Below are 23,144 nucleotides of genomic sequence, written 5' to 3'. Positions count from 1 at the left end.
GGTATTATGCATATAAATGCTGCACAGGGGGGACTACATTGGCCAAAAACGTCACTTTTTCTTTTGATACAAAATACATCGATTCACGCACAAGTGAAACTTTTACCTTTGAGGAGCTGGGCGTTGCCGAAAACTTGGATGAGGAAGCAGAGAGAAAGATCCTGGAGGACATTCTTCATGCTTGGATCTGGGACAAGCTGAATATTTCTTATAGCATTGTGTGGAATAAAGATGAATGAAAGCAGAAAAAGACCCGCGGCTCCTGAATCATCAAGAGTGCGGGTCTTTTTTTCTTTGTAAACGCTTTGCAGCACTCTTAGTAAGGAGTGCCCCCGTTAATATGCAGCACCTGCCCAGTTACATAAGAAGATTCATCAGATGCAAAGTATACATAGCCTGGCGCAAGTTCGCTCGGCTGTCCCGGGCGTCCCATTGGCGTCTTGAATTCACCTTCGCTGCCAAAACCGTCTACCTCGTCTTTTGAAAAAGAAGCGGGGATGAGCGGAGTCCAGATCGGGCCTGGCGCCACGGCATTTACCCGGATTCCCTGTTCGACCAGAGATCCTGAAAGGGAACGTGTAAAGGCAAGGATGGCACCTTTCGTTGAAGAATAGTCAATCAGCTTCGGCGCCCCCTGGAAGGCTGTGATGGACGTGGTGTTGACGATGGAGCTGCCTGGCTTCATATGGTCAAGTGCAGCTTTTGTCAGATGGAACATGCTGAAGATATTGGTGCGGAATGTGCGCTCCAGCTGCTCTGCTGTAATGTCTTTGATAGATGGCTGGGTATGCTGCTCCCCGGCATTGTTGACGAGGATATCCAGCTTGCCGAATTCAGAAACCACTTTTTCCACGGCTTCCTGGCAAAACGATTCTTCGCCGATATCGCCGGCGATCAGCAGGCAGCGGCGGCCTTCCTGTTCCACATACTTTTTTGTTTCCTCAGCATCGTCATGCTCATCGAGATAGGAAATGGCTACATCAGCGCCTTCCTTTGCATAAGCAACAGCGACAGCACGGCCGATCCCGCTGTCTCCGCCTGTGATCAGCGCGGTTTTGCCTGACAGCCTTTCACCTTTTCCTGCAAGATTCTGCGTGAAATCGGGGCGGGGCTCCATTTCATTTTCAAAGCCTGGCTGGCGTTCCTGCATTTGTCCGGGGATCTGTTTTGGCATGTCTTTATCCATTGATTAGTCATTCCTTTCTCACAATATAGTTGCTTTGTGATTTATATCACTTGTAAGCCATATAGATTTCTTACCCTTGAGGTTGGTTTTAAAACAGAATTGTATGCTGATGCTCTGATGAGCCGGGCGCTCTTTATGCAAGCTTGTTTTTAAGGGGGGAATCCTTATCGCAACAAAAAAATAATAAAATTCATTAAAAGTTTATTGAAAAACAATAAAAAATAACTTAAAATCAATATAACTTAACCTGTGAGGTGTATGAAATGAAAAGGGAAACACTCTTTTTGAAAATAGCCATCTTCCTTATCGGGGCTCCGATACTGGCATTATGTTTATTCGGACTGCCTTCTCTTGCAATCAATGCAAGCCAAAGCGGTTTGGAATGGCGGAATCTGCTGTATGGCATTTTGGCGGTTATGTATATATCGGCCATTCCGTTTTTCGCTGCTTTGTTTCAGGCCTTCAAGCTTCTAAATTATATCGACCATAACAACGCATTCTCAGAAATGGCTGTGAGGGCTTTGAGGGCGATAAGAAATTGTGCCGCTGCGATTATGCTGCTGTATACAGCAGCTATGCCGCTCTTTTATTTTGCGGCAGAGATCGACGATGCCCCGGGCATCATCCTGATCGGATTGATCATCATTTTCGGTTCCATTGTGATTGCTGTTTTTGCCGCTGTCCTCCAAAAATTACTGAAAAATGCGATCGATATCAAGTCAGAAAATGATCTGACGGTCTGAGGTGAAAACATGGCAATTATCATTCGTATCGATGTGATGCTGGCGAAACGCAAAATGAGCGTGACTGAGCTATCAGAAAGGGTCGGCATCACCATGGCCAATCTTTCCATACTGAAAAATGGAAAAGCAAAAGCAATCCGGCTGACGACTCTGGAAGCCATCTGCAAGGCGCTGGACTGCCAGCCGGGAGACATCTTGGAATACCAAAAGGACGATGAAAAGCCGGAACAGTGAATTAGTTCAAATTCTGTCCAGATAAGGGGAGGTTTCATATGAGCATAGCCATCCAGAATGATGTTAAGAAAAGAAATGTAAGGATGCAGGTGATTGGAGGGGCACAGCAGCTATGCCGTTTTGGCTGGGAGCAGGCCTTGTCCTGCCTGTTCCCTGTTGTTATCTTTGCTTCCCTGGCCCTGACGAAGATCATCCCGCTTCCATTCCTGCCGCGGTATGACTGGCTGCTCCTCATCTGCCTTGTGATGCAATGGGGGATGCTGCGCTCAGGACTTGAAACGCGCGATGAATTAAAGGTTATCACACTTTTTCACCTGATCGGGCTTGCGCTTGAGCTGTTCAAGGTCCATATGGGCTCCTGGTCTTATCCGGAAGAAGGCTTCTTCAAGGTTGGAGGCGTACCGCTATACAGCGGATTCATGTATGCGAGCGTGGCCAGCTATCTTTGCCAGGCGTGGCGGAGGCTGAAGGTTGAACTGGTAGAGTGGCCGCCGTTTTGGCTTGTTGTCCCGCTGGCTGCTGCCATTTACCTGAACTTTTTCACACATCATTATTGGATAGACATCCGCTGGTGGCTCTCCGGGCTTGTAATCATAGTCTTTTGGCGTTCCCGGGTCATTTATGAGGTCGGAGGAATCAAGCACCGTATGCCGATTTCCCTATCATTCGTACTGATCGGATTTTTTATCTGGATAGCGGAAAACATCGCGACGTTTTTCGGGGCATGGGAATATCCGAACCAGCAGGATGCCTGGAGCCTTGTCCACCTTGGCAAGGTAAGTTCCTGGCTGCTGCTGGTGATTGTCAGCTTCCTGATTGTTGCGACACTGAAGCTGGTCAAGGGGAAGCCCCATTAATTTCAAAAAGCCGTATCCTTGTTGCATGGGGATGCGGCTTTGTTTAATACTAATCTGATTTTCGCTGCTGCAGGAATTCACTGACGTTCCGGACAAAGGCTTCCTTTGGATAAGTATGATATAAGGTGCTCGCAAGCCGGACCGGATCGCCGGAGAAATATCTTTCGTAATGGGTCTGCCTTGTGCCGAAGGGGCTCATCGTCAAATCCCAGGCCAGACGGAAGAGCTGGACCCGTTCCTTTGCATTCAAGCCTTCCGCTTGAAGATAATGATCAAGGTCAGCCCGGATGCCTGATTCAAAATCTTTTTCAGTCGGCAGCGAGGTCAGGCCGCTTGCGCCGATAACCTGGATGATCTCGCAAAAGCGGGGATACAGATCAGGGAAAAGGTTGCTGGCAATCTGGAGAGGGACGATGCTTGGGCGCATGCAGCCAAACTCATCGGCAAACGCATCGTTTTCTGATTTCTCGAGCAGCGCTTTCATCGATTCCAGCCCTATGATGATTTCGGCCATCTTGGCTTGTATATGCTGATATTCACTGACATTGAGGCATTTTACAATAGATTCGGCAACCCCTAGGATGAATTCCGTTTTAACGATCTGCCTGATCAATGCCTGGTGATAGGCAAAGGAATGGAAGCTGCTCTTATTTTTGAACGCCAGCGCAGCCTCGACATTGTCATAGAGAAATACCTTTTCCCAAGGAACCAGGACATCATCAAACACGACGATAGCGTCCATTTCATCGTAATGGGAACTGAGGGGGTAATCAAAGGCAGAGCCATCGCCTGCAAAGGATCCCCTGCAGATGAATCGCAGCCCATCCGTGTTGGAGGGGATGGAAAAAGCAAATGCCTCTTCCGTATCAAACCTGCCGGGTGAGCTGAGTACCAGCAGTTCATCGGTCAATCCTCCCTGTGTCGCCAAAAGGCGGGCCCCCTTGATGACCAGGCCATCATGGTTCCTCTCGATCACTCTTGCTGAGATCGGGGTGTCAGAGCCAAGGTAAAAGGCAGAACGGTTGACCTGGGGGGTAATGAGCGTGTGCGTGAACGAGAGATCCTCATGGATGGCACGTTCATAAAGTGCCCGGACATGCCCGGGAAAACAGTTTTCCCTGCCCGCGAGGACGGAGGCAGAGGCAGCAAGGCTCATGACCGCCGTATTCATATAATCCGGGCTCCTGCCCATCATGCCGCGGGTGCTTATTGCCCAATGTTCGATCATTTTCCTTCTTTTCAGCAGATCCTCTTTTGTTTGAGGCTTCAGGTATGACAGGCCTGCCAGCTCTGCGGTGCCAGGTATGCGAAATGTCATCTCTTCATGCAATGGCGGATCGCATTGCTTATCATAGAGCGAGGCCTTTGCCGCCACAATTCCTTTAAAAGCAGGATGCTCCGAAATGTTCCCCGCGACCCTTTCCCCATCCAGCCAGACCTCATTTTCCATCAGATCCAATCGTTCAATGAATTCCTTCCCATTCCGAATTCCCATTGTCCCAATCCCCTTTACATATTTGGCCAACAGAACGTGCCTTTAAGCTATTATCACTGTATTGTCCGGCTTGGCTGTCCGTTCCAAGGGGAAAAGCCCTGTTTTTGAATGGGCTCCTGGTTTTTGCAGGATAGTTCAGGATAATCTATTCAATCGTTTGATTCAATAGGAGCTTTTTTTATTAATACAGACCGGATGTTCCAGCGAAGAGCAAATTTAAAAGAAGGATAAGGCCAAACTATAGAGAATCTATCTGAAAGAGCTGCAGCAAAGTTAAGGATGATTAAAGGGATAAGATGGATATCGATAAAAGAAACCGCCTGGAAGAAATCCCATTCAGCTATCGTATCAATAGAGAGAATACAGTATTTCTGGATTATTCGGAAAGCAAGTGAAGATTCTCAAAGGAAAAGAGGCCGGGAAGTTTTTAAAAAGAATGGATTCAGCTTCAAACGAAATGGCATCCAATTGATCATGGCGAAAGCAACAGGCAAATTTCAAGAGAGGAAATGAAGAGAACCAGGCCTAGGAGCGAAGGGGAAAGAAATAGGCCCAAAGGATGCCAGACAGGGAAACTAACACCCTCTGCATCACAGAAATCAAATCAGAGGGTGCTAGTCAGAGGAACTAAGACCCTCTGAATTACAAAAATGCAATCAGAGGGTGCTAGTCAGAGAAACTAAGACCCTCTGAATCACAAAAATGCAACAAGAGGGTGCCAGATCCGCCAACAAACGACTTTAATGATGCCTAATATGAAGGATTTCCTTAATCAGAAACGAATCTTTTTATGATCATTTAAAAAGCAGGCAGAAGGAGACGAGAATGGACAAAATAAAAGAAATGCACATACCAAAGGGTGCCAGGATAATCGTCACTTCGGATATCCACGGAGAAATTGGCCTTTTCAAGGAGCTTTTGGAAAAGGTTGATTTTAACAGTGAGGATTACCTCATTATCAACGGCGATATTTGTGAAAAGGGCAGGAACAGCAAGGAGACTGTGAAATACATAATGGAGCTTGCATCGCTCAATCCCCGGGTGCAGGTGATTGAAGGAAATTGCGAGGCTCTGGTTGGGGAGCTGCTTGCAGAAAATCCATTGCTTATCAGATATTTACTCTCAAGGCGCTATTGCCTTTTCAATGAATGGCTGGCAGACGCGGGGTTCCCGCTGAATGAACAGACAAGCATCAGTGAGGTAAAAGAAGTCTTGATAGAGCATTTTTCAGAGGAAATCGAGTGGCTGTCCAGCCTGCCGACAGCTATCGAAACAGAAGATTATATCTTTGTCCACGCAGGGCTGGAGAATTTGGAAAATTGGAGGGAAACAGACAGGGATAAGGCTATTTCGATTCCTTCTTTTCTGGAAAAATCCCATCAGGCAGAGAAGTTTGTAGTCGTCGGCCATTGGCCTGTTGTGAATTATTCTAAAGATATTCCGAGTGATAATCCAATCATTGATCGGGAGAAAAAAATAATCAGCATCGATGGCGGGAACAGAGTGAAGGATAAAGGGCAATTGAACGCCTTCATCATCCAGAGAAATGCTGGTGAGGATATGTTCTCCCATGCCTATGTGGACGGAATCCCTGCTTGCCGGGCCGTTAAGGATTTCTCTGAAACCTTTGATATGAAGGGGGCCATACTTTACCCTGATTATGATATCGTTCCTTTTGAAGAAGATGAGCATTTTACCTTATGCAGGCAGCCGGGTAAGGACGAGCTGCTTTATGTGAAAAATGAATACATCTTGCAAGAAGAGAATGGCAGGTACAAGGTGAAATCTGATGTTTCCTGCTCCCTTATAGCCGTGAGTAAAGGGGATGCTGTGTCTGTTCTGGATGACAGCTGCTCAGGCTTTGCACTGATCAAAAAGGACGGGATGACCGGCTGGGTGAGGAAAGAAATTCTGCCTGCTATTGTGCTTGCAAATTAAAGGATCTGGGCATTCTTATAGCAGTCTAAATAATAGGAGGACGTTACATGAATAAATTCAGTCTGTTCGGCAGGTTTACAGTAAAAGAAGGGGAACGGGATCATATGGTCAGTATCCTTCTTGAAGCAGCGGAATCCATGAAGGAACTGAATGAATGCGAAATCTATCATGTCCATACATCAGAAGCTGAGCCGGATGCTGTCTATGTTTACGAGGTGTGGAGCGATGAGGCTGCCCATCAAAACTCTTTGTCCCTTGAATCAACCAAGACCTTAATCAAGCGCGCCAAGCCTATCATTGCCGGGATGGAGCGGATCAGCACCATGGAAGCCAGGGGAGGAAAGGGTATCTCCGGCTCTTAATATTGAACAGGGGAAAATCAGCTGCCAGCCATTGGCGGCTTTTCTTTTTTCAGGAGGGTGAGAAACTCATATCATTCGGTTGACTTTCCAGCGGTTTCGGTGTTTAATATGACTAACGAACGTTAGGAAGGGGATTTAACTGTGGCTGTTGAGCTGACCAGTGAAAGAATCAAAATGACTGCTCTGAAGCATTTTGCCCAGTTCGGCTATGAAGGGGCCTCGATGGCGAATATTGCAGAAGAAGTCGGTATCAGGAAGCAGTCTATTTATACACACTTCAAAGGAAAAGATGAGCTGCTGCTGGAAGTGCTGGATGATGTGCTGGAGGAAGAACTGAGGTTTTTGGATGACTATGCAGAAACCCATAAGGAGAGCCGGCTTGAGGACTTCCTTTATGGTTTTCTTTTACAATACCGTGACCGCTATGGAAACGATGACTTTACGAAGTTTTTATTAAGGATGCTCTTTTTTCAGCCTGCCCATCTTTCAAAAGAGGCGGAGGAATTCGGCCGGAAATATGTCGATCATCTCGAAGAAATGCTTATCCTCGCTGCCAGTAAGGGAGAAGAGGACGGACGGATTGACAGCGAGGTGGGGGCGAGGCCGGCCGCAGTGGCGTATACGGGTGTGCTGGATGGTTTGTTTTTCGAGCTGTTGACAGGAGATGCATCAAGGGTCCAGGAGAAGCTTGATTTTTCCTGGCGTGTCTATTGGAGAGGGGTATCCAGTAAGCGCAGCAGGACATGATACTTACAGGAGGAAAAGGTATGAAAAGAAATAATATTGCTTTGGCCATTCTGCTTATGAATCTGCTGATTGCCTTTCTGGGAATCGGCCTAGTGATTCCTGTTACACCTGCCATTATGAATGAATTGAATATATCGGGTACGGTTGTCGGCTATATGATTGCTGCCTTCGCGGGCGCCCAGCTGATTGTGTCGCCTATAGCGGGAAGATGGGCAGACCAGTTCGGCAGGAAGAGGATGATTGTGATCGGCCTGTTCATTTTCAGCGCCTCTGAGCTCTTGTTCGGCCTGGGGCAGTCTGTTATGCCTCTATTTGTCTCCCGCATCCTTGGAGGCGTGAGTGCGGCGTTCATCATGCCTGCTGTTACGGCGTTTATTGCTGACATTACAACGATTAAATCCAGGCCAAAAGCGCTTGGCTATATGTCCGCGGCCATCTCGACAGGATTCATTATCGGGCCTGCCATCGGCGGATTTTTGGCTGAAGTTGACACAAGGCTTCCGTTCTTTTTTGCCGCGGCATTTGCCCTTGGTGCGGCTGTATTATCGCTGATTACGCTGAAAGAGCCGGAGCGGAATCCGGAAAATGAGGAAGCGGAGGAAGCCGGGACACAGAAAGCCGGCTTAAAGAGGATCTTCGCACCAATCTATTTCATCCCGTTTGTGATCATTCTGATCTCTGCCTTTGGCCTGGCGTCCTTTGAGTCGCTGTTCTCATTATTTGCCGATCGCAAGTTCGGATTTTCGCCGAAAGATATCGCTATTATGATTACAGGGGGAGCCATTCTTGGTGCCATCGTCCAGATTGTCTTCTTTAGCAAGCTCACGATTTGGCTCGGGGAAATCCGGCTCATCCGCTATTGCCTGATCTTTTCGGCTGTGCTGGTATTTTTGATGACGACGGTGAACTCTTATGCAGCGATTCTGATGGTTACAATGACGGTTTTCGTCGGCTTTGATTTGATAAGGCCTGCCGCCACCACTTATCTTTCGAAGATAGCAGGGAATGAGCAGGGCTTTGTCGGAGGCATGAACTCAATGTTTACAAGCATAGGCAATGTTTTGGGACCAATCATCGGCGGGATGCTTTTTGATGTAGATTTTGACTATCCCTTTTACTTTGCAGCCGTTATGATTGTCCTTTCGATTGGCCTTTCATTCTTATGGGCGGAACCAGGGAAAGGGAAGAAAAAAGTGGCGGGGAAGTTGTCTGCCAGGTGATAAAGGGAGCTGATTGGTTTAATGCCAGTCAGTTTTTTTCTTGCTGCTGCGGCACCCGTAGAAAATATATAAAAAAGCCGCTCTGCTGCAATAGCAGAGCGGCTTTTTTTTAGTTGCGGATCAGGTAATCGAACGCACCGAGGGAAGCAGTCGCGCCGGATCCCATGGAAATGATGATTTGCTTATAGGCGCTGTCTGTGCAGTCGCCGGCCGCAAATACACCAGGGACATTGGTCGCGCCGTGCTTGTCCACGATGATTTCGCCGAAGCGTGTACGTTCGATTGAATCGCCGAGCCAGTCTGTGTTTGGCACAAGACCGATTTGAACGAAGACACCCTGAAGCTCAACATGATGCTCTTCTCCTGTCTCACGGTCAATATAGGAAATGCCGTTCACTTTATCAGTACCGGTGATTTCCTTTGTCTGAACGTTCTTCAGGACAGTTACGTTAGGCAGGCTGTACAGGCGGTCCTGGAGGACAGCATCGGCCTTCAGCTCAGGCATGAATTCAAGGACAGTTACGTGCTTGACAATGCCGGCCAGGTCGATTGCCGCTTCAATTCCGGAGTTTCCGCCGCCGATAACGGCAACATCCTTACCTTCAAAGAGCGGGCCGTCACAGTGAGGGCAGTATGCCACACCTTTGTTCTTGAACTCAGCTTCACCAGGGACGTTGACATTGCGCCAGCGGGCACCTGTTGAAAGGATGACGCTCTTGCTCTTCAGCACAGCGCCGTTTTCAAGTTCAAGTTCGATCAGGTCTTTCTTTTCCAGGCTCTTCGCGCGCTGAAGGTTCATAACATCAATGCCGTACTCTTTCACATGCTCCTCAAGGCTTGCAACAAGCTTAGGGCCTTCCGTATGCTTGACGCTGATGAAGTTCTCGATGCCAAGAGTATCCATGACCTGGCCGCCGAAACGCTCGGCTACAATGCCGGTGCGGATGCCTTTACGTGCCGCATAGATTGCTGCACTCGCGCCGGCAGGGCCGCCGCCGACAACAAGGACATCGTAAGGGTCTTTATCAGACAGCTCGGATGCATCCGGGCCGCCGCCCATTTTGCCAAGAATTTCTTCAAGGCTCATGCGGCCGCTGCCGAATGATTCGCCGTTCAGGAAGACTGTCGGAACAGCCATGATGTCTCTGCTTTCGACTTCTTCCTTGAAAGCGGCGCCGTCAATCATCGTATGCGTGATGTTTGGATTGAGAACGCTCATCAGATTGAGTGCCTGTACCACATCAGGGCAGTTATGGCAGCTCAGGCTGATATATGATTCAAAGCGATATTCGCCTTTGATGTTTTTGATCTGGTCAATAACCTTCTGGTCGGCTTTAGGTGCCCTTCCGCTGACCTGCAGCAAAGCAAGCACCAGTGAAGTGAATTCATGTCCTAGAGGGATACCGGCAAAAGTTACTCCTGTATCTTCACCGATCCGATTCACACTAAAGCTTGGTGTCCTATGCAATTCTGCTTTTTCCACCTTAATGCTGGATGACATGGAGGCCAATTCGTCTACCAGTGCCAGCATATCGCGGGAGACGTCGTCAGAGCCTGCGCTGACCTTGAGCAGGACCTCGCCTTCCATTAATTGAAGATATTGAGCTAACTGTGCTTTTATATCTGCATCTAGTACCATTTGAATTTCTCTCCTTAGATTTTTCCTACAAGGTCAAGGCTTGGCTTAAGTGTTTCTCCGCCTTCCTGCCATTTAGCAGGGCAAACTTCACCTGGATTGTTGCGTACATATTGGGCTGCTTTGATTTTGTTGACGATTGTGCTTGCGTCACGGCCGATGCCGCCTGCATTGATTTCAACTGTCTGGATGATGCCGTCTGGATCGATGATGAAAGTACCGCGGTCTGCAAGGCCTTCCTCTTCGTCAAGAACATCGAAGTTGCGAGTAATCTTTTGTGATGGGTCACCGATCATAACGTACTCGATCTTGCTGATTGCTTCTGAGTGGTCATGCCAAGCTTTATGTGTAAAGTGAGTGTCTGTTGAAACAGAGTACACTTCAACTCCAAGATCTTTCAAAGTTGCATATTCGTTCTGAAGGTCTTCAAGCTCAGTTGGGCATACGAAAGTGAAATCTGCAGGGTAGAAGCAGACTACGCTCCACTTTCCTTTGAAGTTTTCTTCTGTTACATCGATGAAATCACCGTTAAAGTAAGCTTTTGCTGAGAATGGCAGTACTTCTTTTCCAATTAAAGACATTTGAATTCCTCCTAAGTATTTTTTTTAGAAAATAATAGCATGCCCACAGGACGTCACTATTACTTATCTATAATTATTATAATCAGATATAAATTATTATATATTAGGGTGTGGTTTGTCAAGGGATAGGCACAAGCAAATTTGTTTTAAAATAGCTTCCTCCCTAGTGGGATCCTGATTGGGACTAATTTAATTTCTTTTGTCCCGGACAGCAGGCGATTTTCAATTAATCATATTTACCTTATTAAAGTTGATAATTTGGGCCGGGGGGTCGGGTCCCGTGGCGCGGAAGCGAGGCAGCTGATTCTTAAAGGGCAGACCGGACAATTTTCTGAAGACAGAATCGCTTTCCTCCGCTATTCTATTAAAGGATAGGGGGTAATGGGAAGTGGAAGTATTGCTTCACGGAATCATACTCGCCTTCGGCCTGATCCTGCCGCTTGGCGTTCAGAATGTGTTTATCTTTAATCAGGGTGCTCTGCATAAAAGGTTTACCGGTGCGCTGCCGGCAGTGGTGACGGCGGGGATATGCGATACCATTTTGATTTCGCTCGCGGTTGCCGGGGTGTCTATTGTTGTTTTAAGCTTTGACTGGCTGCTCCTGCTGCTGTTTGCAGCAGGAGCCGTCTTTCTTGCTTATATGGGCTGGCAGATGTGGAAAAGCAGGCCGGAGCCCGCAGCAGGAGAAGGGCAGGGCAGCTTCACGGCAAAGCGCCAGATTGCCTTCGCCGCTTCTGTCTCCTTGCTGAATCCCCATGCCATTATGGACACGATCGGTGTAATCGGAACAAGCTCCCTTGCCTATGAAGGCTATGAGAAAGTGCTGTTCTCTGCCGGATGCATCGGCGTCTCATGGATCTGGTTCCTGGGCCTGGCTTTCGCAGGCAGGAAGCTCGGCCAAATCGACAAAAACGGCAAAGTCCTTGGCTTGATGAACAAAATCTCGGCCCTCATCTTCTGGGCCATGGCAATCTATATGGTCGGGCAATTGATTTGAGCCAGGGGGTCTGTCCCCCTGGCTCTCTTTTAAGCCAAGGGGACAGACCCCCTGGCTCGCTTATAGCGCATCCTTCACGACTTTCTTGGAGTACAGGACGGATAGTACACCAAAGATGGAGTAGAGGATGGTGTAGAGGATCATGACGCTGATCATGGGTGTCCATACTTCGGCTCCGAACATGAACCAGCCGGATTGGACGGCGAAGTAGCTGTGGACAAGGCCGATCGCGAGCGGGATTCCGAAGCTGAACAGCTGCTTGGCCTGAAGGCCCTTCATGAGATCTCCTGTGGTGAAGCCGAGCTTGCGGAGAATCGTGAAATTCGGCTTTTCGTCCTCGCTTTCGCCCATCTGCTTGAAATAGAGGATGCAGCCGGATGTGACGAGGAAGGAAAGCCCGAGGAAGCCCACAATGAACATGATGAGCCCCATATTGCTTTTCTGGCTGATCATCACATCAAGCTGTGAATCATTTTCCCCGCTTTCCCCAAGCTTCAGTGCATGGAAGGCTTCATTGGCGTCATTTAGGCGTTCCTGATTTTTTATATCAATGCCGATATACACATTATTTTTATCCTGCAGCCCAGGATCCTTCTCCGCCTTCAGCTGCTTAAAAACAGCGTCATCCACGATAGCGGTCTGGAGGCCGCCTTTCGTGTAATAAAGCGGAATCAAATAATCCTTCTCCAGGCCAATGTAATTGAGCGGGATATCCTCGTTCTGTGTGTGAAGCTCAACCTTTCCGGAATCCTTCAAGGGCATGAACCTTTGAAGAACGTCGCTGTAGCCTGTAAAAATGACCTCATTTTCATCAAGGTCTTTTCTCCCTGCCGAGCTTTCACTGATGACAGGCAAGTCCATCTTATCGGTATCGAAATTCATTTCCTCCAGCTTTTTCCCTTGAATGTCTTTGACATCAATTGAGGCTGTAACTACTTCAATCCGTTTTTCCCTGTAATCGATGTTTTTTGAATCCAGCTCCTGCCTGAACCGCTCCGCACTATCTTCGACCGTGAAGGAAAAATCATCCGGTACATTATCCCGCGCCATTTTTTCAGCCGAATAATAGGAGATATAGCTGAGTGAAAGCAATCCGATCGCCAGGGCGGACACCGTGGTGATGATTGTCAGCAGCAGCGCATTCGATTTCATCCGGAACATGATGGACGAAAGGGAGAGCACTTCTTTTACATTCAAATATCCGTCCTTTTTCTTGCGGATCAGATAGATGATGAAGCTGACTGAGCCTTTATAGAAGAAATAGGTCCCGAGAATGACAGATCCCAAAATGAAGATCATCGCTCCGAACAGTGCCGGCATTGATGAAAAATCTCCTTCAAACAGGATGCCTGACACATAATAGCCGGCCGCAATCAGGATGATGCCGAGAATGCCGATGATGATATTGAAAATAGACATTTTCCGGATCTTTTCTTCAGCGGATGACTGGACCCTGAAGAGCGACAGGATGCTCTGTCCTTTAATGAACAGATAGTTCACCAGCATGATGAGCAGGTAGATGGCTGTAAAGACGATAAGGGTCTGTATGAGAGCCTTATTGGAAAAATAGAGCTCAGCCACTTCATCAACACCCGTGATTTTGAACAGAATCATCATCATCAGCTTGGAAACCAGGAAACCGGCCATCATGCCGATGAGGAGTGAGCCGTAGTAGAGCATGAAATTCTCTGCGGTCAGGATACGGAAAATCCGGCTTTTCGTCATGCCGATCAGCTGGAATAAGCCGATCTCCCGGCTGCGCCTTTTCGTAAACAGGCTGTTGGCATAAACAAGAAAGACTGCCACAATGGCCACAAGAAGTACAGAGGCCGCTTTCATGCCGGCACCGCCCTTGATGGAGCCCTCAATCTCATCCATTGCCGGGTCGTACTGCAGGGTGACAAACGCAAAATACAAGGCTGCGCTGAAAATAAGCGCGAAGATATACAGATAATAATTCTTCACATTCTTCTTCAGGTTCTTCCAAATCAGCTGGTTAACGCTCATCCTGCACACCGCCCAGCACAGCCTGCGTTTTCATAATATCCTTGAAGAAAGCCTGCCTTGTCTGCTCTCCTTTATTCAGCTGCGTATAGATCTGCCCATCTTTGATGAAAATCACGCGGCTGCAGTAGCTCGCCGCGGCGGGATCATGGGTAACCATGACGATTGTCGCCCTGCGGCTTTCATTCAATCCGCCCAGCTTGTTCAGCAGGTCTGCGGCAGCCTTTGAATCGAGCGCACCGGTCGGCTCGTCGGCGAAAATAATGCTCGGCTCATGGATAAAAGCCCGCGCTGCCGATGTCCGCTGCTTCTGTCCGCCGGAGATTTCATTCGGGTATTTGTCTTTCAGGTCCATGATGCCAAGTTCAGCTGCGATGGTTTGGAAGCGCTGGTCCGCCTCTTTTTTTGCTACCTTCGAAATGGACAGCGGCAGGAGGATATTTTCCTTTACCGTCAGTGTGTCCAGAAGGTTATAATCCTGAAAAATAAAGCCAAGGTGGTTTTTTCTGAATTCAGCCAGCTTTTTTTCTTTCATGACTGTCATTTCTTTATCTTCAATCCGGATCGTTCCGCCGGTTGCTTTATCAATCGATGATAATACATTCAGCAAGGTTGTTTTTCCCGAGCCGGATGCCCCCATGATGCCGACGAACTCGCCTTCATGAATCGCCAGGTCAATGCCCTTCAGCACCTCCTGCCTGTTCAGCTTTGTGCCGTAGCTTTTATGGAGCTTGATTGCTTCTAAAATCGCCATATAAGCTTCCTCCTCTAATCTTGATAGTCTTATTATAAAAAGAACCCTGATGGAAATCCTTGCAGCAGACGAACAAAAAGGAAAAGCATGTGACAATCTTGTCACATGCTGATCACTTGGGAAAAATCATTTCTCTTTGGAAAGGTAAGGGTAAAAGCCGTGCCTTTACCAAGAGCGGATTGCACCTCTATCTCAATGAGAAGCGGAACGGCCGCTTTTTTTGTGAGATACAGCCCCATCCCTGTAGCAGCATGGTCTTCATGCTTGATTGTAGAGGTAAAGCCTTTATCAAAAATACGGGGCAGGTCCCTCGGGTCGATTCCCCGCCCAAAATCGCGGATTTCAAGCCTTGTCTGCCCGTGCTGTTTCCAGCTTTTAATTTTAATGTCTCCTGCATCGCTGTATTTGATGCTGTTCGTCAGGATCTGCCTGATGATAAAAGCCAGCCATTTGCCGTCTGTCAGCACCTCTGTCTCCTCAAGGCTGATATCAAAGCCGATCCCTTTCTGGATGCACCAGGCTTTCATCGTCAGCAGCTCATGGTGGATGACTTCCTCCAAATCAATCTTCTGTATGTACAGGTCATTCTCAATAAACGGGATCCGCTTCTGGTGAAGCTGCTGGTCGAGAAGCAGATGGATTCGGAGCCATTCATAGGTAAGGTTCGATTTGAGCGGTCCGTCTTCCATCCTTTCAATCATCAGGTGCAAAGCGGTCAGAGGTGTTTTAACCTCATGGATCCAGGCAAGCATCTGGTCCTTTTCTGTCTCCAGGGCAAGGTGGAGATCCTGGGCCTCTTTTTTCAAAAGGGCGGACTGCTCATACATGGCTTCTTCCACAACCTTTTCAAACGGGCTGGAGGAGGCGGGGAGACTGCCTGGATCCAGGTCCCCTAACCGTTCCTCCAGGTTTTTATAAAAGCGAGCCTCCCGCTGATAGCGGACTGCCAGGAATATCAGAAACGAAATGAAAGACAGTCCCGCAAAGTACAGAATGCTATCGAAGGGAATGGCAGAATCGACGAATGAGATGAACAGCAGCAAAGCGTGGGCGAACAGGAAGAACAGAGTCCAGCTAAGCCGCTCCCGCAGAAAACGGCGTATCATGTGCTCTGCTCCTCCACTGCCATATAGCCCATTCCAACCTTTGTTTCAATAAAGCTGCCCAGCCCGATTTCCTCAAGCCTTTTGCGCAGGCGGTTGATGTTAACCGTCAGGGTATTGTCGCTGATGAAACGTTTATCATCCCACAGGCTGCTGATCAGCTGGTCACGCGTCACAATCTTGTTCTTCTGCTCAACCAGCTGCTTTAGAATGAACATTTCATTCTTGGTCAGCTCCACTCGCCCGGTTTCATTTTCCACGATGCCCCGTTCAAAGTCGATTGCAGCACCGCACCATGTCTTCAGCTTCACTTCATCCGTGCTGTAGCTGTAAACGCGGCGCAGGATCGCCTGGATCTTGGCAATGAGCACCTCAAAATGAAACGGCTTCTGCACAAAATCATCTGCACCCAGTTGCATCGACATCACCATATCTGTCGGATGGTCCCGAGACGACAAAAAGATGATCGGCACATTCGAACCCGACCGGATCATCCGGCACCAATGAAAGCCATCGAAGCGGGGCAGCTGAATATCAATGACTACCAAATCGGGCCTAATCTCCGCAAACTCCTCCATCACCAGGCTGAAATCCTTAATCCCATGCACCTCATACGACCACTGTCCCAGCCGCTCCTCCATCTCCTGAAAAAGAGACCGGTCATCCTCAATCAGCAAAATCTTAAACACACCCATCACCACACGTTTCTAATCAATTACCTCAAGTGTAAGGAAATAATGGAAAATGGGCAAGTGGGCCAGGGTGCCTGTCCCCTTGGCTCAAGTAGGCCAGGGTGCCTGTCCCCGTGGCTCGTGAGTGGGCCGGAGGGACCTCAGCCCGGTTATTAAATTCCATGAAAGCTGCTTGCTTTTGATATCTATAACCCCGAGCAACGAAATGCATTTAGTTAGCCGCCAATCCAGTGTGAAGAAAATCACCGCACTTTCAAAATAAGGATAGGCCCTCAGGAATATGGATAGAAGAGGCTATAAAAAGTGAGGGAAGTACATGGAGGATATGCATCGAATCTTGGAAGCCGCCGCGGCTGCCGGGGAACTTCCAATAGCGCTTGCTGTGATCATACATGTCGAAGGGTCATCTTATAAGAAAGAGGGAGCTGCCATGCTTCTGATGGCAAACGGGGAGAGGATAGGGACTTTGACGGCCGGCTGCCTGGAGGAGGATCTGGCGATTAGGGCCAAAGCCGTCCATGCAGAAGGGAAATCCTCGGCAGTCCAATATGACCTGAGCAGCGAGGATGATCTGTCCTGGGGGCAGGGGGCAGGATGCAATGGCAAGATCACCATCCTGCTGGAGCCGGTCGGCAAGAGATTGCGGCAGCAGCTTCTTTTTTTAAAAGAAAAGCTGGACAAAGGAAAGGCTGTTGTACGGATCATCCGGCTGACAGACTCGCTCGAATCTAATGGAGACCTGTACATAGCCGAAGATGGAACACAACTGGGAAGCGGCCATATCCCGTTTACACTGCAGGCTGGATGGAAGGAGGGTCCTTTACTCCTAAAGGAAGCGGAGGATTTCTTTTTTGTCCACCCGATTTTTCCGGCACCGCGCCTGTATGTCTTTGGTGCGGGGGAGGACGCAAGGCCGCTCGTCTCCCTGGCGGCACGGACCGGTTTCAAGGTTTTCCTGGTAGATTGGCGGCCAGCTTTATGCAGCCCCGAAAATTTCCCCGAAGCTGCTGAATGTGTCGTTGGAAGCCCAGAAATGGCGTTGGATGGGCTTACTTTTACAAAAAGGGACTATGCTGTCATTATGACCCACCAATTCGAGAAGGACCGGATGATTCTGGCGCGCATGAAGGATGCCCCCCTGTCCTACATAGGCGTGCTGGGTCCCGCCAGAAGGACAGAACGCCTCCTGGGCGGCCGAACTGCCCCGGAGACAGTCCATTCTCCTGCCGGCCTCCCGATCGGAGCGAAGGGCCCCGAGGAGATCGCTGTCAGCATTGTCGGCGAAATGATCCGGAAATTGAGGGGCCGTCCATGAAAATCGCCGGCATCTATCTCGCTGCCGGCAGAAGCAGGCGGATGGGGAAGGATAAGCGTTTGCTCCCTTACCGGGGGATGCCGCTCGGTTCAGCTGCCCTGGGAGAAGCGATGCTTTCCAGGCTGGATCATATTCTGATCATTACTGAAGAAGAAGATTCATTAGCATGGCTTCTGCCTTCTTTTTTCAAACCGCCATATGCAGGCAGATGGAGCCGCGCCGTCTGCAGGGAAGCGGCCAGGGGCCAGGGCCATTCAATCTCATGCGGCATCCGGGAGGCGGTACGCAGCAAAGCAGACGCGGCAGTCATTCTTCTCGCAGACCAGCCTTTCGTTGGAGCTGAACAGATTAACAGATTAATAGATTGCTATAAGGAAGAAGAGTGCCTGTTTGTCGCCCCCGCAAGCCAGAAGGTCCCGATGCCGCCTGTCCTCTTTTCCAGCGCCTGTTTTCCTCTTCTGCTGAAATTAGAAGGAGATCAGGGCGCACGGTCCATCATCCGGGAGGAACTTTTTCAGCAGGGGAAAATCATCGATTTCCAAAAGCCGCTGCTTTTCTATGATGTCGACACACCGGAGGATTACGAAGTGCTGAAAAAGCTGAGGGGGGAGTGAGTTGGACTATATCGGAAAAAGTGTCATACGCAAGGAAGCCTATGATAAAGTGACCGGCAAAGCGAAGTATACCAATGATTATCGGCAGACGGGGACGCTGCATGCCAAGATGCTCATCAGTCCGCATGCCCATGCCGATATCGTCTCCATCGACTTCTCGGAGGCAAAGAAGATTCCTGGTGTAAAAGCAGTATTAGGCGATGAACCCTTTCCGCTTGCCGGGGAAGAAATCAAAGACAGGCCGCCGATCGCCTATAAAAGGGTGAGATACCATGGGGAGCCTGTAGCGGTCGTTGTGGCAGATACACCGCTGAACGCAAAAAAGGGGGTGGACGCGATCAAGGCTGAGTACAGGCCGCTTCCTGCCGTCCACTCACCAAGGGAAGCCCTTAGAAGCGATGCCCCGCTCGTCCATGAGAACCTCGGAAGCTATGAGAAAAGGGAAAGGGTCTATCCTGTGCCAGGCACCAATATCGCCAGCATGGACAAAATCCGCAAAGGAAATATCGAGCAGGGCTTCAGGGAGAGCGAAGTGGAGGCAGAGTTTGCGATCTCCTTCCCGCCATCTGACCATGCTGCCATAGAAACACGCTGTGCTACGGCTGAAATCCGTGGAAATGGCGAGGTGATTTTCACAGCCTCCAGCCAGGCTCCTTTTGCGATAAAAAAACTGATGGAATGGTATTTCGGCATCCCTGCCGGAAAAGTGATAGTCCACACACCGCTTGTAGGCGGGGCATACGGGGGGAAAGCCTCGGTGCAGCTGGAGGTCATCGCCTATCTGGCTTCCCTTGCAGTCGGCGGCAGGCCCGTCAAACTGCTCAATACAAGAGAAGAGGATATGATCACCTCTCCGGTCCATATCGGGCTTGAAGCAACCGTGAGGATCGGGGCCACAAGGAACGGCATCCTCAAAGCGGCTGAAATCGAATTCTTCTTTGACGGCGGCGCCTATTCCGATAAATCGGTTGATATCACACGCGCAGCTGTGGTCGACTGCACCGGGCCATACAAGATCGATCACATCTGCTGCAACTCCTACTGTGTCTACACCAACCATCCTTATCCAGGGGCCTACCGGGGCTACAGCCACAGCGAGGTCCACTTTGCCTTTGAACGGACAATGGATGTGCTGGCTGAAAAACTGGCCATGGACCCGCTGGAGCTGCGCTTGAAAAATAGCATCAAGGCAGGCGATGCCACACCGACACAGGTAGTCCTCAGCCCGAGCCGGATCGGGAATCTGCCTCTGTGCATCGAACGGTTAAAGTACTTGATGAAATGGGATGAAGGGCAGCTGTCTGAAACGGGAGACAGGACCCTCCGCGCAAAAGGCGTATGCTGTGTGTGGAAAACATCCACCTTTGATACGGATGCCACTTCGGGGGCAATCCTGACGTTCAATCCGGACGGAAGCATCAACCTGATGTCAGGCGTGGTGGAGATCGGGACCGGGACGAAAACCGTGCTTGCCCAGATGCTGGCTGACCGGCTGAAAATGAATGTCGATCAGATTCATGTAAAAATGGCTGTTGATACCCAGACCGTGCCTGAGCATTGGAAAACGGTCGGGAGCCAGGGAGTCCATATGGCAGGCAAGGCAGTTCTGGCAGCCGCAGATGATGCCATCAGGCAATTGAAGGACCTGGCATCCTGCGTATTGCAGGTTCCTTCAGTTGATCTTGAGACTGCCGGCGGAAGAGTATTCATAACGGACCGTCCCCATATTGGGCTGGACATAAGGGAATTGGCCTACGGCTACACATATCCGAATGGCCATACGATAGGGGGCCAGATCATTGCTGCCGGGTATTACACACCTCCTCTCGTATCCTATCTTGACCCTGAAACAGGTGCCGGGGACCCTGGGCCGGAATGGACGGTGGCCGCCCAGGGGGTTGAGGTGGAGCTTGATAAAAGGGACCTGACATACAGGATTCTGAAAGCCTATACGGTCATGGATATCGGAAAGGTCTTAAATGAAAAAGGGGCCCTTGGCCAGGTGATGGGGGCGATGAATATGGGAATCGCTTTTGCTGCCAGGGAATCTTTTGTGTTTGATCGGGAGGGAAGAATCTTGAATCCGCAGCTTCGAACCTACCGCCCGCTCCATTATGGAGAAGAGCCGGAATATATCACTGAATTTGTGGAAACGCCTCACCTTGCGGGTCCTTATGGCGCCAGGGGAGCCGGCGAGCACGGACTCATCGGCATGCCTGCCGCGCTTGGGAATGCCCTGTCCCTCGCCATCGGTGTCCAGCTTGATACTCTTCCTCTCCTGCCTGAAACATTGTGGAGAAAAGTCAGCGGGGTAAAGCAATGATTCCTTTTGACTTCCAATACAGCAAGCCGCAGTCCATTGAGGAGGCAGTCAGGCAATACTATGAAAATAGAAGCAGCGGGAAAAAGCCTTCTTATTTTTCCGGGCTCACAGAGCTGATTACATTGGGAAGGCTCAATCTTGTTTACACAGATGCCGTCATTGACCTGAAAGGAGTCGAAGGGTATCAGGGAATGGGAGAAGACGGGCAATATTTGATTTTTGGGGGAGGGGCTGCATTGACCGCCATTGCGGAATCCAATCTGTTCCCGCTGCTCGCAAAGACCTCAAGCGAAATCGCCGACAGGACGTCACGCAATAAAATTACACTCGCCGGCAATATCTGCGGCCAGTTTTTTTACCGGGAAGCTGTCCTGCCGCTGCTTCTGTCAGACTGTCTGCTCGGGATCGCCGGAACAGAAGGGCTTGTTTACCATCCGATCCATCACGTATTTGAACAGGAAATCAGGCTTAAAGAAGGAGAATTCCTCTTTTCCATACTGGTTGAAAAAAAGTACAGGGATCTGCCGTACGTGAGCATCAAAAGGAGAAAACAGTGGGACACAGGCTACCCGCTCGTAACGGCAGCCGCACTTCTGAAGGAAGGAGAAATCCGGATGGCCTTCAGCGGCGTCTGTCCTTTCCCGTTCCGTTCCCGGGAGATGGAGATGATGCTGAATGACAGGGCATGGACAGCCGCCGAACGGGCTGAAAGAGCTCTCGCCTATCTGCCGCAGCCCGTCCTGGATGATGTAGAGGGGTCGAAAGAGTACAGATTATTTGTATTGAGGAACACCATAACCGATTGTATTCAACAGTTAGAGGGTGAGAGGCAATGACCAGTTCTAAGCAGCTGAAGCTTATTGTGAACGGAGAGGAAGTAGAGCTTTCTGCGAGACCTGCAGACACTCTATTATATATGCTCCGGGTGCGCCTGGGCCTGACTGGTTCAAAGCCGGGCTGCCTGAACGGCGACTGCGGGGCATGCACCATACTGGCTGATGATATCCCGATGAAGTCCTGCCTGATGCTCGCGGTTGAAGGAGAAGGAAAGAGGATACAGACAATTGAGGGGCTGAAGAATGCCCCGATCCAGAAAGCCTTCGTCGAACACTTCGCATTCCAATGCGGCTATTGCACATCAGGCTTCATCATGAATGCCCACGCCCTCGCCCGGACAGACCCGCATGCAGACGAAGAAACCATAACAGAATGGCTCCAATCCAATATCTGCAGATGCACCGGATACAAAGAAATCCAGCAGGCCATCCACTCGGTGCTGCGGCAGGGAGCCAAGGGGACAGACCCCTTGGCTCAGCCGAAAGAGGGACAGTAAGCCTGTCCCTCTCTTTACTATATTTCCACCTCGGTACCTGCTCCGAGTTCGAGTGCTTTCTGATAGACAGCACTGGCAATGGCCAGGTCGAAATAGGCTGTGCCGACTGATTTAAAAAAGGTGATTTCCTGGTCATTTTCCCTGCCGGAAATCTTTCCTGCCGCAAGCTCCCCCAGTTCACCGTGCAGCTGATCAAAGCTCCAGGCTCCCGAATTTGCCGGAATGATCAAATCGCCAGCCTCTTCTTTTACGCCCTCAATCGTATCAGCCACAATTTTAGAGCATTTCAGCAGCGTCTCCTCGCCGACTTCCTGCATATGAGGCTGATAAGAGCCGACACCGTTGATATGGGTGCCAGGCTTGAGCGCTTCCCCTGAAAAAACAGGAGTGGAAGAGCGAGTGGCGCAGATGATGATATCCGCTTTGGCCGCCGCAAGGTCAGCCTCGTCAGCGATGGTGACGGTCCCGTTAAAGTCCGGACAAAGCTCCTTGATTTTTGGGGCAAATTTTTCAGCTTTTTCTCTGGTGCGGTTATAAAGGATAACACTGGAAATTTCCCTGACCTCCAGGACGGCCTGCAGCTGTTCCTCTGCCATTGCCCCGCAGCCGATGACAGCAACAGTCCGGGCATCCTCCCGCGCCAGATGCGCAGTTGCCACCCCGCTGATCGCCCCGGTCCGCAGGCTTGTCAGATAGGAGGCGTTCAAAAGGGCAAGGTGATCGCCATTCCTGGCATCACTTAATAAAATCACCCCCTGGGTCGTTTTCTTGCCGATGGAAGGGTTGTGCGGGAAAATGGTAACAGCTTTGACAACGGTTTTTCCAGCCGATGGCATGGCGCATGGCATATAAAGGGCAGATGCTTCATGCTCGGGGATATCGAGGACTGCCCGGTGCGGATTGAGGATTTCAGCTTCTGTTTGCCGGATCAGGCCTTCCCTCATATCCCGGAGGGCATTTTTCATAGAATAAAAGGACCGTATGTCTTTTTCAGATAAAATAAGCATTCA

General features: G+C 49.7%; 23 protein-coding genes. 14 read left to right on the top strand and 9 right to left on the bottom strand.

Annotated features, from left to right (window positions below):
* The first annotated feature begins 38 nt into the window (after nucleotides 1-38).
* Nucleotides 39-239: a hypothetical protein gene (locus FZD51_RS11785; RefSeq protein WP_148974959.1), complete on the top strand. Its 201-nt coding sequence runs from the start codon at nucleotides 39-41 to the stop codon at nucleotides 237-239.
* A gap of 77 nt (nucleotides 240-316) precedes the next feature.
* Here the strand turns inward: FZD51_RS11785 and FZD51_RS11780 are convergent, their stop codons facing one another.
* Entirely contained in the window at nucleotides 317-1,186 is an 870-nt protein-coding gene (locus FZD51_RS11780) for an SDR family oxidoreductase (protein WP_148974958.1), read from the bottom strand.
* A 263-nt stretch (nucleotides 1,187-1,449) separates the two neighbouring features.
* Between FZD51_RS11780 and FZD51_RS11775 the strand changes: the two genes are divergently transcribed.
* The 3 genes from FZD51_RS11775 (at nucleotide 1,450) to FZD51_RS11765 (ending at nucleotide 3,020) form a co-directional block, all read left to right on the top strand.
* Nucleotides 1,450-1,929 (top strand): DUF2975 domain-containing protein, encoded by a 480-nt coding sequence (locus FZD51_RS11775; protein WP_148974957.1) that lies wholly within the window; start codon nucleotides 1,450-1,452, stop codon nucleotides 1,927-1,929.
* 9 nt (nucleotides 1,930-1,938) lie between these two features.
* Complete coding sequence (locus tag FZD51_RS11770) at nucleotides 1,939-2,163, top strand: helix-turn-helix domain-containing protein (protein ID WP_148974956.1); 225 nt, start codon at nucleotides 1,939-1,941, stop codon at nucleotides 2,161-2,163.
* 83 nt (nucleotides 2,164-2,246) lie between these two features.
* Nucleotides 2,247-3,020, top strand: a complete 774-nt coding sequence (locus FZD51_RS11765) for a DUF817 domain-containing protein (RefSeq protein WP_420886248.1) — start codon at nucleotides 2,247-2,249, stop codon at nucleotides 3,018-3,020.
* Nucleotides 3,021-3,069: 49 nt separating this feature from the next.
* On the opposite strand, the gene hpaB is transcribed toward FZD51_RS11765, so the two are convergent.
* Nucleotides 3,070-4,515 (bottom strand): 4-hydroxyphenylacetate 3-monooxygenase, oxygenase component, encoded by a 1,446-nt coding sequence (gene hpaB, locus FZD51_RS11760; protein ID WP_148974954.1) that lies wholly within the window; start codon nucleotides 4,513-4,515, stop codon nucleotides 3,070-3,072.
* Between the two features lie 825 nt (nucleotides 4,516-5,340).
* Between hpaB and FZD51_RS11750 the strand changes: the two genes are divergently transcribed.
* From FZD51_RS11750 to FZD51_RS11735, 4 genes are all read left to right on the top strand, one after another.
* On the top strand, nucleotides 5,341-6,453 hold the full coding sequence (locus tag FZD51_RS11750) for a metallophosphoesterase (RefSeq protein ID WP_148974953.1): 1,113 nt from the start codon (nucleotides 5,341-5,343) through the stop codon (nucleotides 6,451-6,453).
* A 47-nt stretch (nucleotides 6,454-6,500) separates the two neighbouring features.
* Nucleotides 6,501-6,815: a putative quinol monooxygenase gene (locus tag FZD51_RS11745; RefSeq protein WP_094767955.1), complete on the top strand. Its 315-nt coding sequence runs from the start codon at nucleotides 6,501-6,503 to the stop codon at nucleotides 6,813-6,815.
* Nucleotides 6,816-6,956: 141 nt separating this feature from the next.
* Nucleotides 6,957-7,562, top strand: a complete 606-nt coding sequence (locus tag FZD51_RS11740) for a TetR/AcrR family transcriptional regulator (RefSeq protein WP_094767956.1) — start codon at nucleotides 6,957-6,959, stop codon at nucleotides 7,560-7,562.
* 20 nt (nucleotides 7,563-7,582) lie between these two features.
* The gene (locus FZD51_RS11735) at nucleotides 7,583-8,782 is read left to right on the top strand and encodes an MFS transporter (RefSeq protein WP_094767957.1); all 1,200 of its coding nucleotides are present in this window, start codon (nucleotides 7,583-7,585) and stop codon (nucleotides 8,780-8,782) included.
* A 109-nt stretch (nucleotides 8,783-8,891) separates the two neighbouring features.
* On the opposite strand, the gene ahpF is transcribed toward FZD51_RS11735, so the two are convergent.
* Together ahpF and ahpC are read right to left on the bottom strand one after the other, a co-directional pair.
* A complete protein-coding gene (ahpF, locus tag FZD51_RS11730) occupies nucleotides 8,892-10,421 on the bottom strand; it encodes an alkyl hydroperoxide reductase subunit F (protein WP_148974952.1) in 1,530 nt (509 codons plus the stop codon).
* A gap of 14 nt (nucleotides 10,422-10,435) precedes the next feature.
* Nucleotides 10,436-10,999 (bottom strand): alkyl hydroperoxide reductase subunit C, encoded by a 564-nt coding sequence (gene ahpC / locus FZD51_RS11725; RefSeq protein WP_009794427.1) that lies wholly within the window; start codon nucleotides 10,997-10,999, stop codon nucleotides 10,436-10,438.
* Nucleotides 11,000-11,387: 388 nt separating this feature from the next.
* On the opposite strand from ahpC, the gene FZD51_RS11720 reads away from it, so the two are divergent.
* Nucleotides 11,388-11,996: a LysE/ArgO family amino acid transporter gene (locus tag FZD51_RS11720; RefSeq protein ID WP_148974951.1), complete on the top strand. Its 609-nt coding sequence runs from the start codon at nucleotides 11,388-11,390 to the stop codon at nucleotides 11,994-11,996.
* A gap of 60 nt (nucleotides 11,997-12,056) precedes the next feature.
* On the opposite strand, the gene FZD51_RS11715 is transcribed toward FZD51_RS11720, so the two are convergent.
* From FZD51_RS11715 to FZD51_RS11700, 4 genes are all read right to left on the bottom strand, one after another.
* On the bottom strand, nucleotides 12,057-14,003 hold the full coding sequence (locus FZD51_RS11715) for an ABC transporter permease (protein ID WP_148974950.1): 1,947 nt from the start codon (nucleotides 14,001-14,003) through the stop codon (nucleotides 12,057-12,059).
* Nucleotides 13,993-14,754, bottom strand: coding sequence for an ABC transporter ATP-binding protein (locus tag FZD51_RS11710; protein ID WP_148974949.1), 762 nt, complete (start codon nucleotides 14,752-14,754; stop codon nucleotides 13,993-13,995). The genes FZD51_RS11715 and FZD51_RS11710 overlap by 11 nt, the downstream gene beginning before the upstream one ends.
* 101 nt (nucleotides 14,755-14,855) lie before the next feature.
* Nucleotides 14,856-15,860: a sensor histidine kinase gene (locus FZD51_RS11705; protein ID WP_148974948.1), complete on the bottom strand. Its 1,005-nt coding sequence runs from the start codon at nucleotides 15,858-15,860 to the stop codon at nucleotides 14,856-14,858.
* The gene (locus FZD51_RS11700; protein WP_148974947.1) at nucleotides 15,857-16,546 is read right to left on the bottom strand and encodes a response regulator transcription factor; all 690 of its coding nucleotides are present in this window, start codon (nucleotides 16,544-16,546) and stop codon (nucleotides 15,857-15,859) included. Before FZD51_RS11700 ends, FZD51_RS11705 begins: the two co-directional genes overlap by 4 nt.
* A gap of 319 nt (nucleotides 16,547-16,865) precedes the next feature.
* Here FZD51_RS11700 and FZD51_RS11695 point away from each other — a divergent pair, with 319 nt between their 5' ends.
* The 5 genes from FZD51_RS11695 to FZD51_RS11675 are packed head-to-tail and all read left to right on the top strand — an operon-like array spanning nucleotide 16,866 to nucleotide 22,134.
* The gene (locus FZD51_RS11695) at nucleotides 16,866-17,864 is read left to right on the top strand and encodes an XdhC family protein (protein ID WP_148974946.1); all 999 of its coding nucleotides are present in this window, start codon (nucleotides 16,866-16,868) and stop codon (nucleotides 17,862-17,864) included.
* Nucleotides 17,861-18,478, top strand: a complete 618-nt coding sequence (locus FZD51_RS11690) for an NTP transferase domain-containing protein (RefSeq protein ID WP_148974945.1) — start codon at nucleotides 17,861-17,863, stop codon at nucleotides 18,476-18,478. Before FZD51_RS11695 ends, FZD51_RS11690 begins: the two co-directional genes overlap by 4 nt.
* A 1-nt stretch (nucleotide 18,479) precedes the next feature.
* On the top strand, nucleotides 18,480-20,801 hold the full coding sequence (locus tag FZD51_RS11685; RefSeq protein ID WP_148974944.1) for a xanthine dehydrogenase family protein molybdopterin-binding subunit: 2,322 nt from the start codon (nucleotides 18,480-18,482) through the stop codon (nucleotides 20,799-20,801).
* Nucleotides 20,798-21,637: an FAD binding domain-containing protein gene (locus tag FZD51_RS11680; protein ID WP_148974943.1), complete on the top strand. Its 840-nt coding sequence runs from the start codon at nucleotides 20,798-20,800 to the stop codon at nucleotides 21,635-21,637. Before FZD51_RS11685 ends, FZD51_RS11680 begins: the two co-directional genes overlap by 4 nt.
* Nucleotides 21,634-22,134, top strand: coding sequence for a (2Fe-2S)-binding protein (locus tag FZD51_RS11675; protein WP_148974942.1), 501 nt, complete (start codon nucleotides 21,634-21,636; stop codon nucleotides 22,132-22,134). The genes FZD51_RS11680 and FZD51_RS11675 overlap by 4 nt, the downstream gene beginning before the upstream one ends.
* Before the next feature lie 17 nt (nucleotides 22,135-22,151).
* On the opposite strand, the gene FZD51_RS11670 is transcribed toward FZD51_RS11675, so the two are convergent.
* A complete protein-coding gene (locus FZD51_RS11670) occupies nucleotides 22,152-23,141 on the bottom strand; it encodes an ornithine cyclodeaminase family protein (protein WP_148974941.1) in 990 nt (329 codons plus the stop codon).
* Between the last annotated feature and the right edge of the window lie 3 nt (nucleotides 23,142-23,144).

This window comes from Bacillus infantis, from assembly GCF_008180445.1.
Taxonomy (GTDB): domain Bacteria; phylum Bacillota; class Bacilli; order Bacillales; family Cytobacillaceae; genus Bacillus_AB; species Bacillus_AB infantis_B.
The sequence above is the reverse complement of the archived record's forward strand: the minus strand, read 5'-3'. Positions and strand labels throughout refer to the sequence as shown.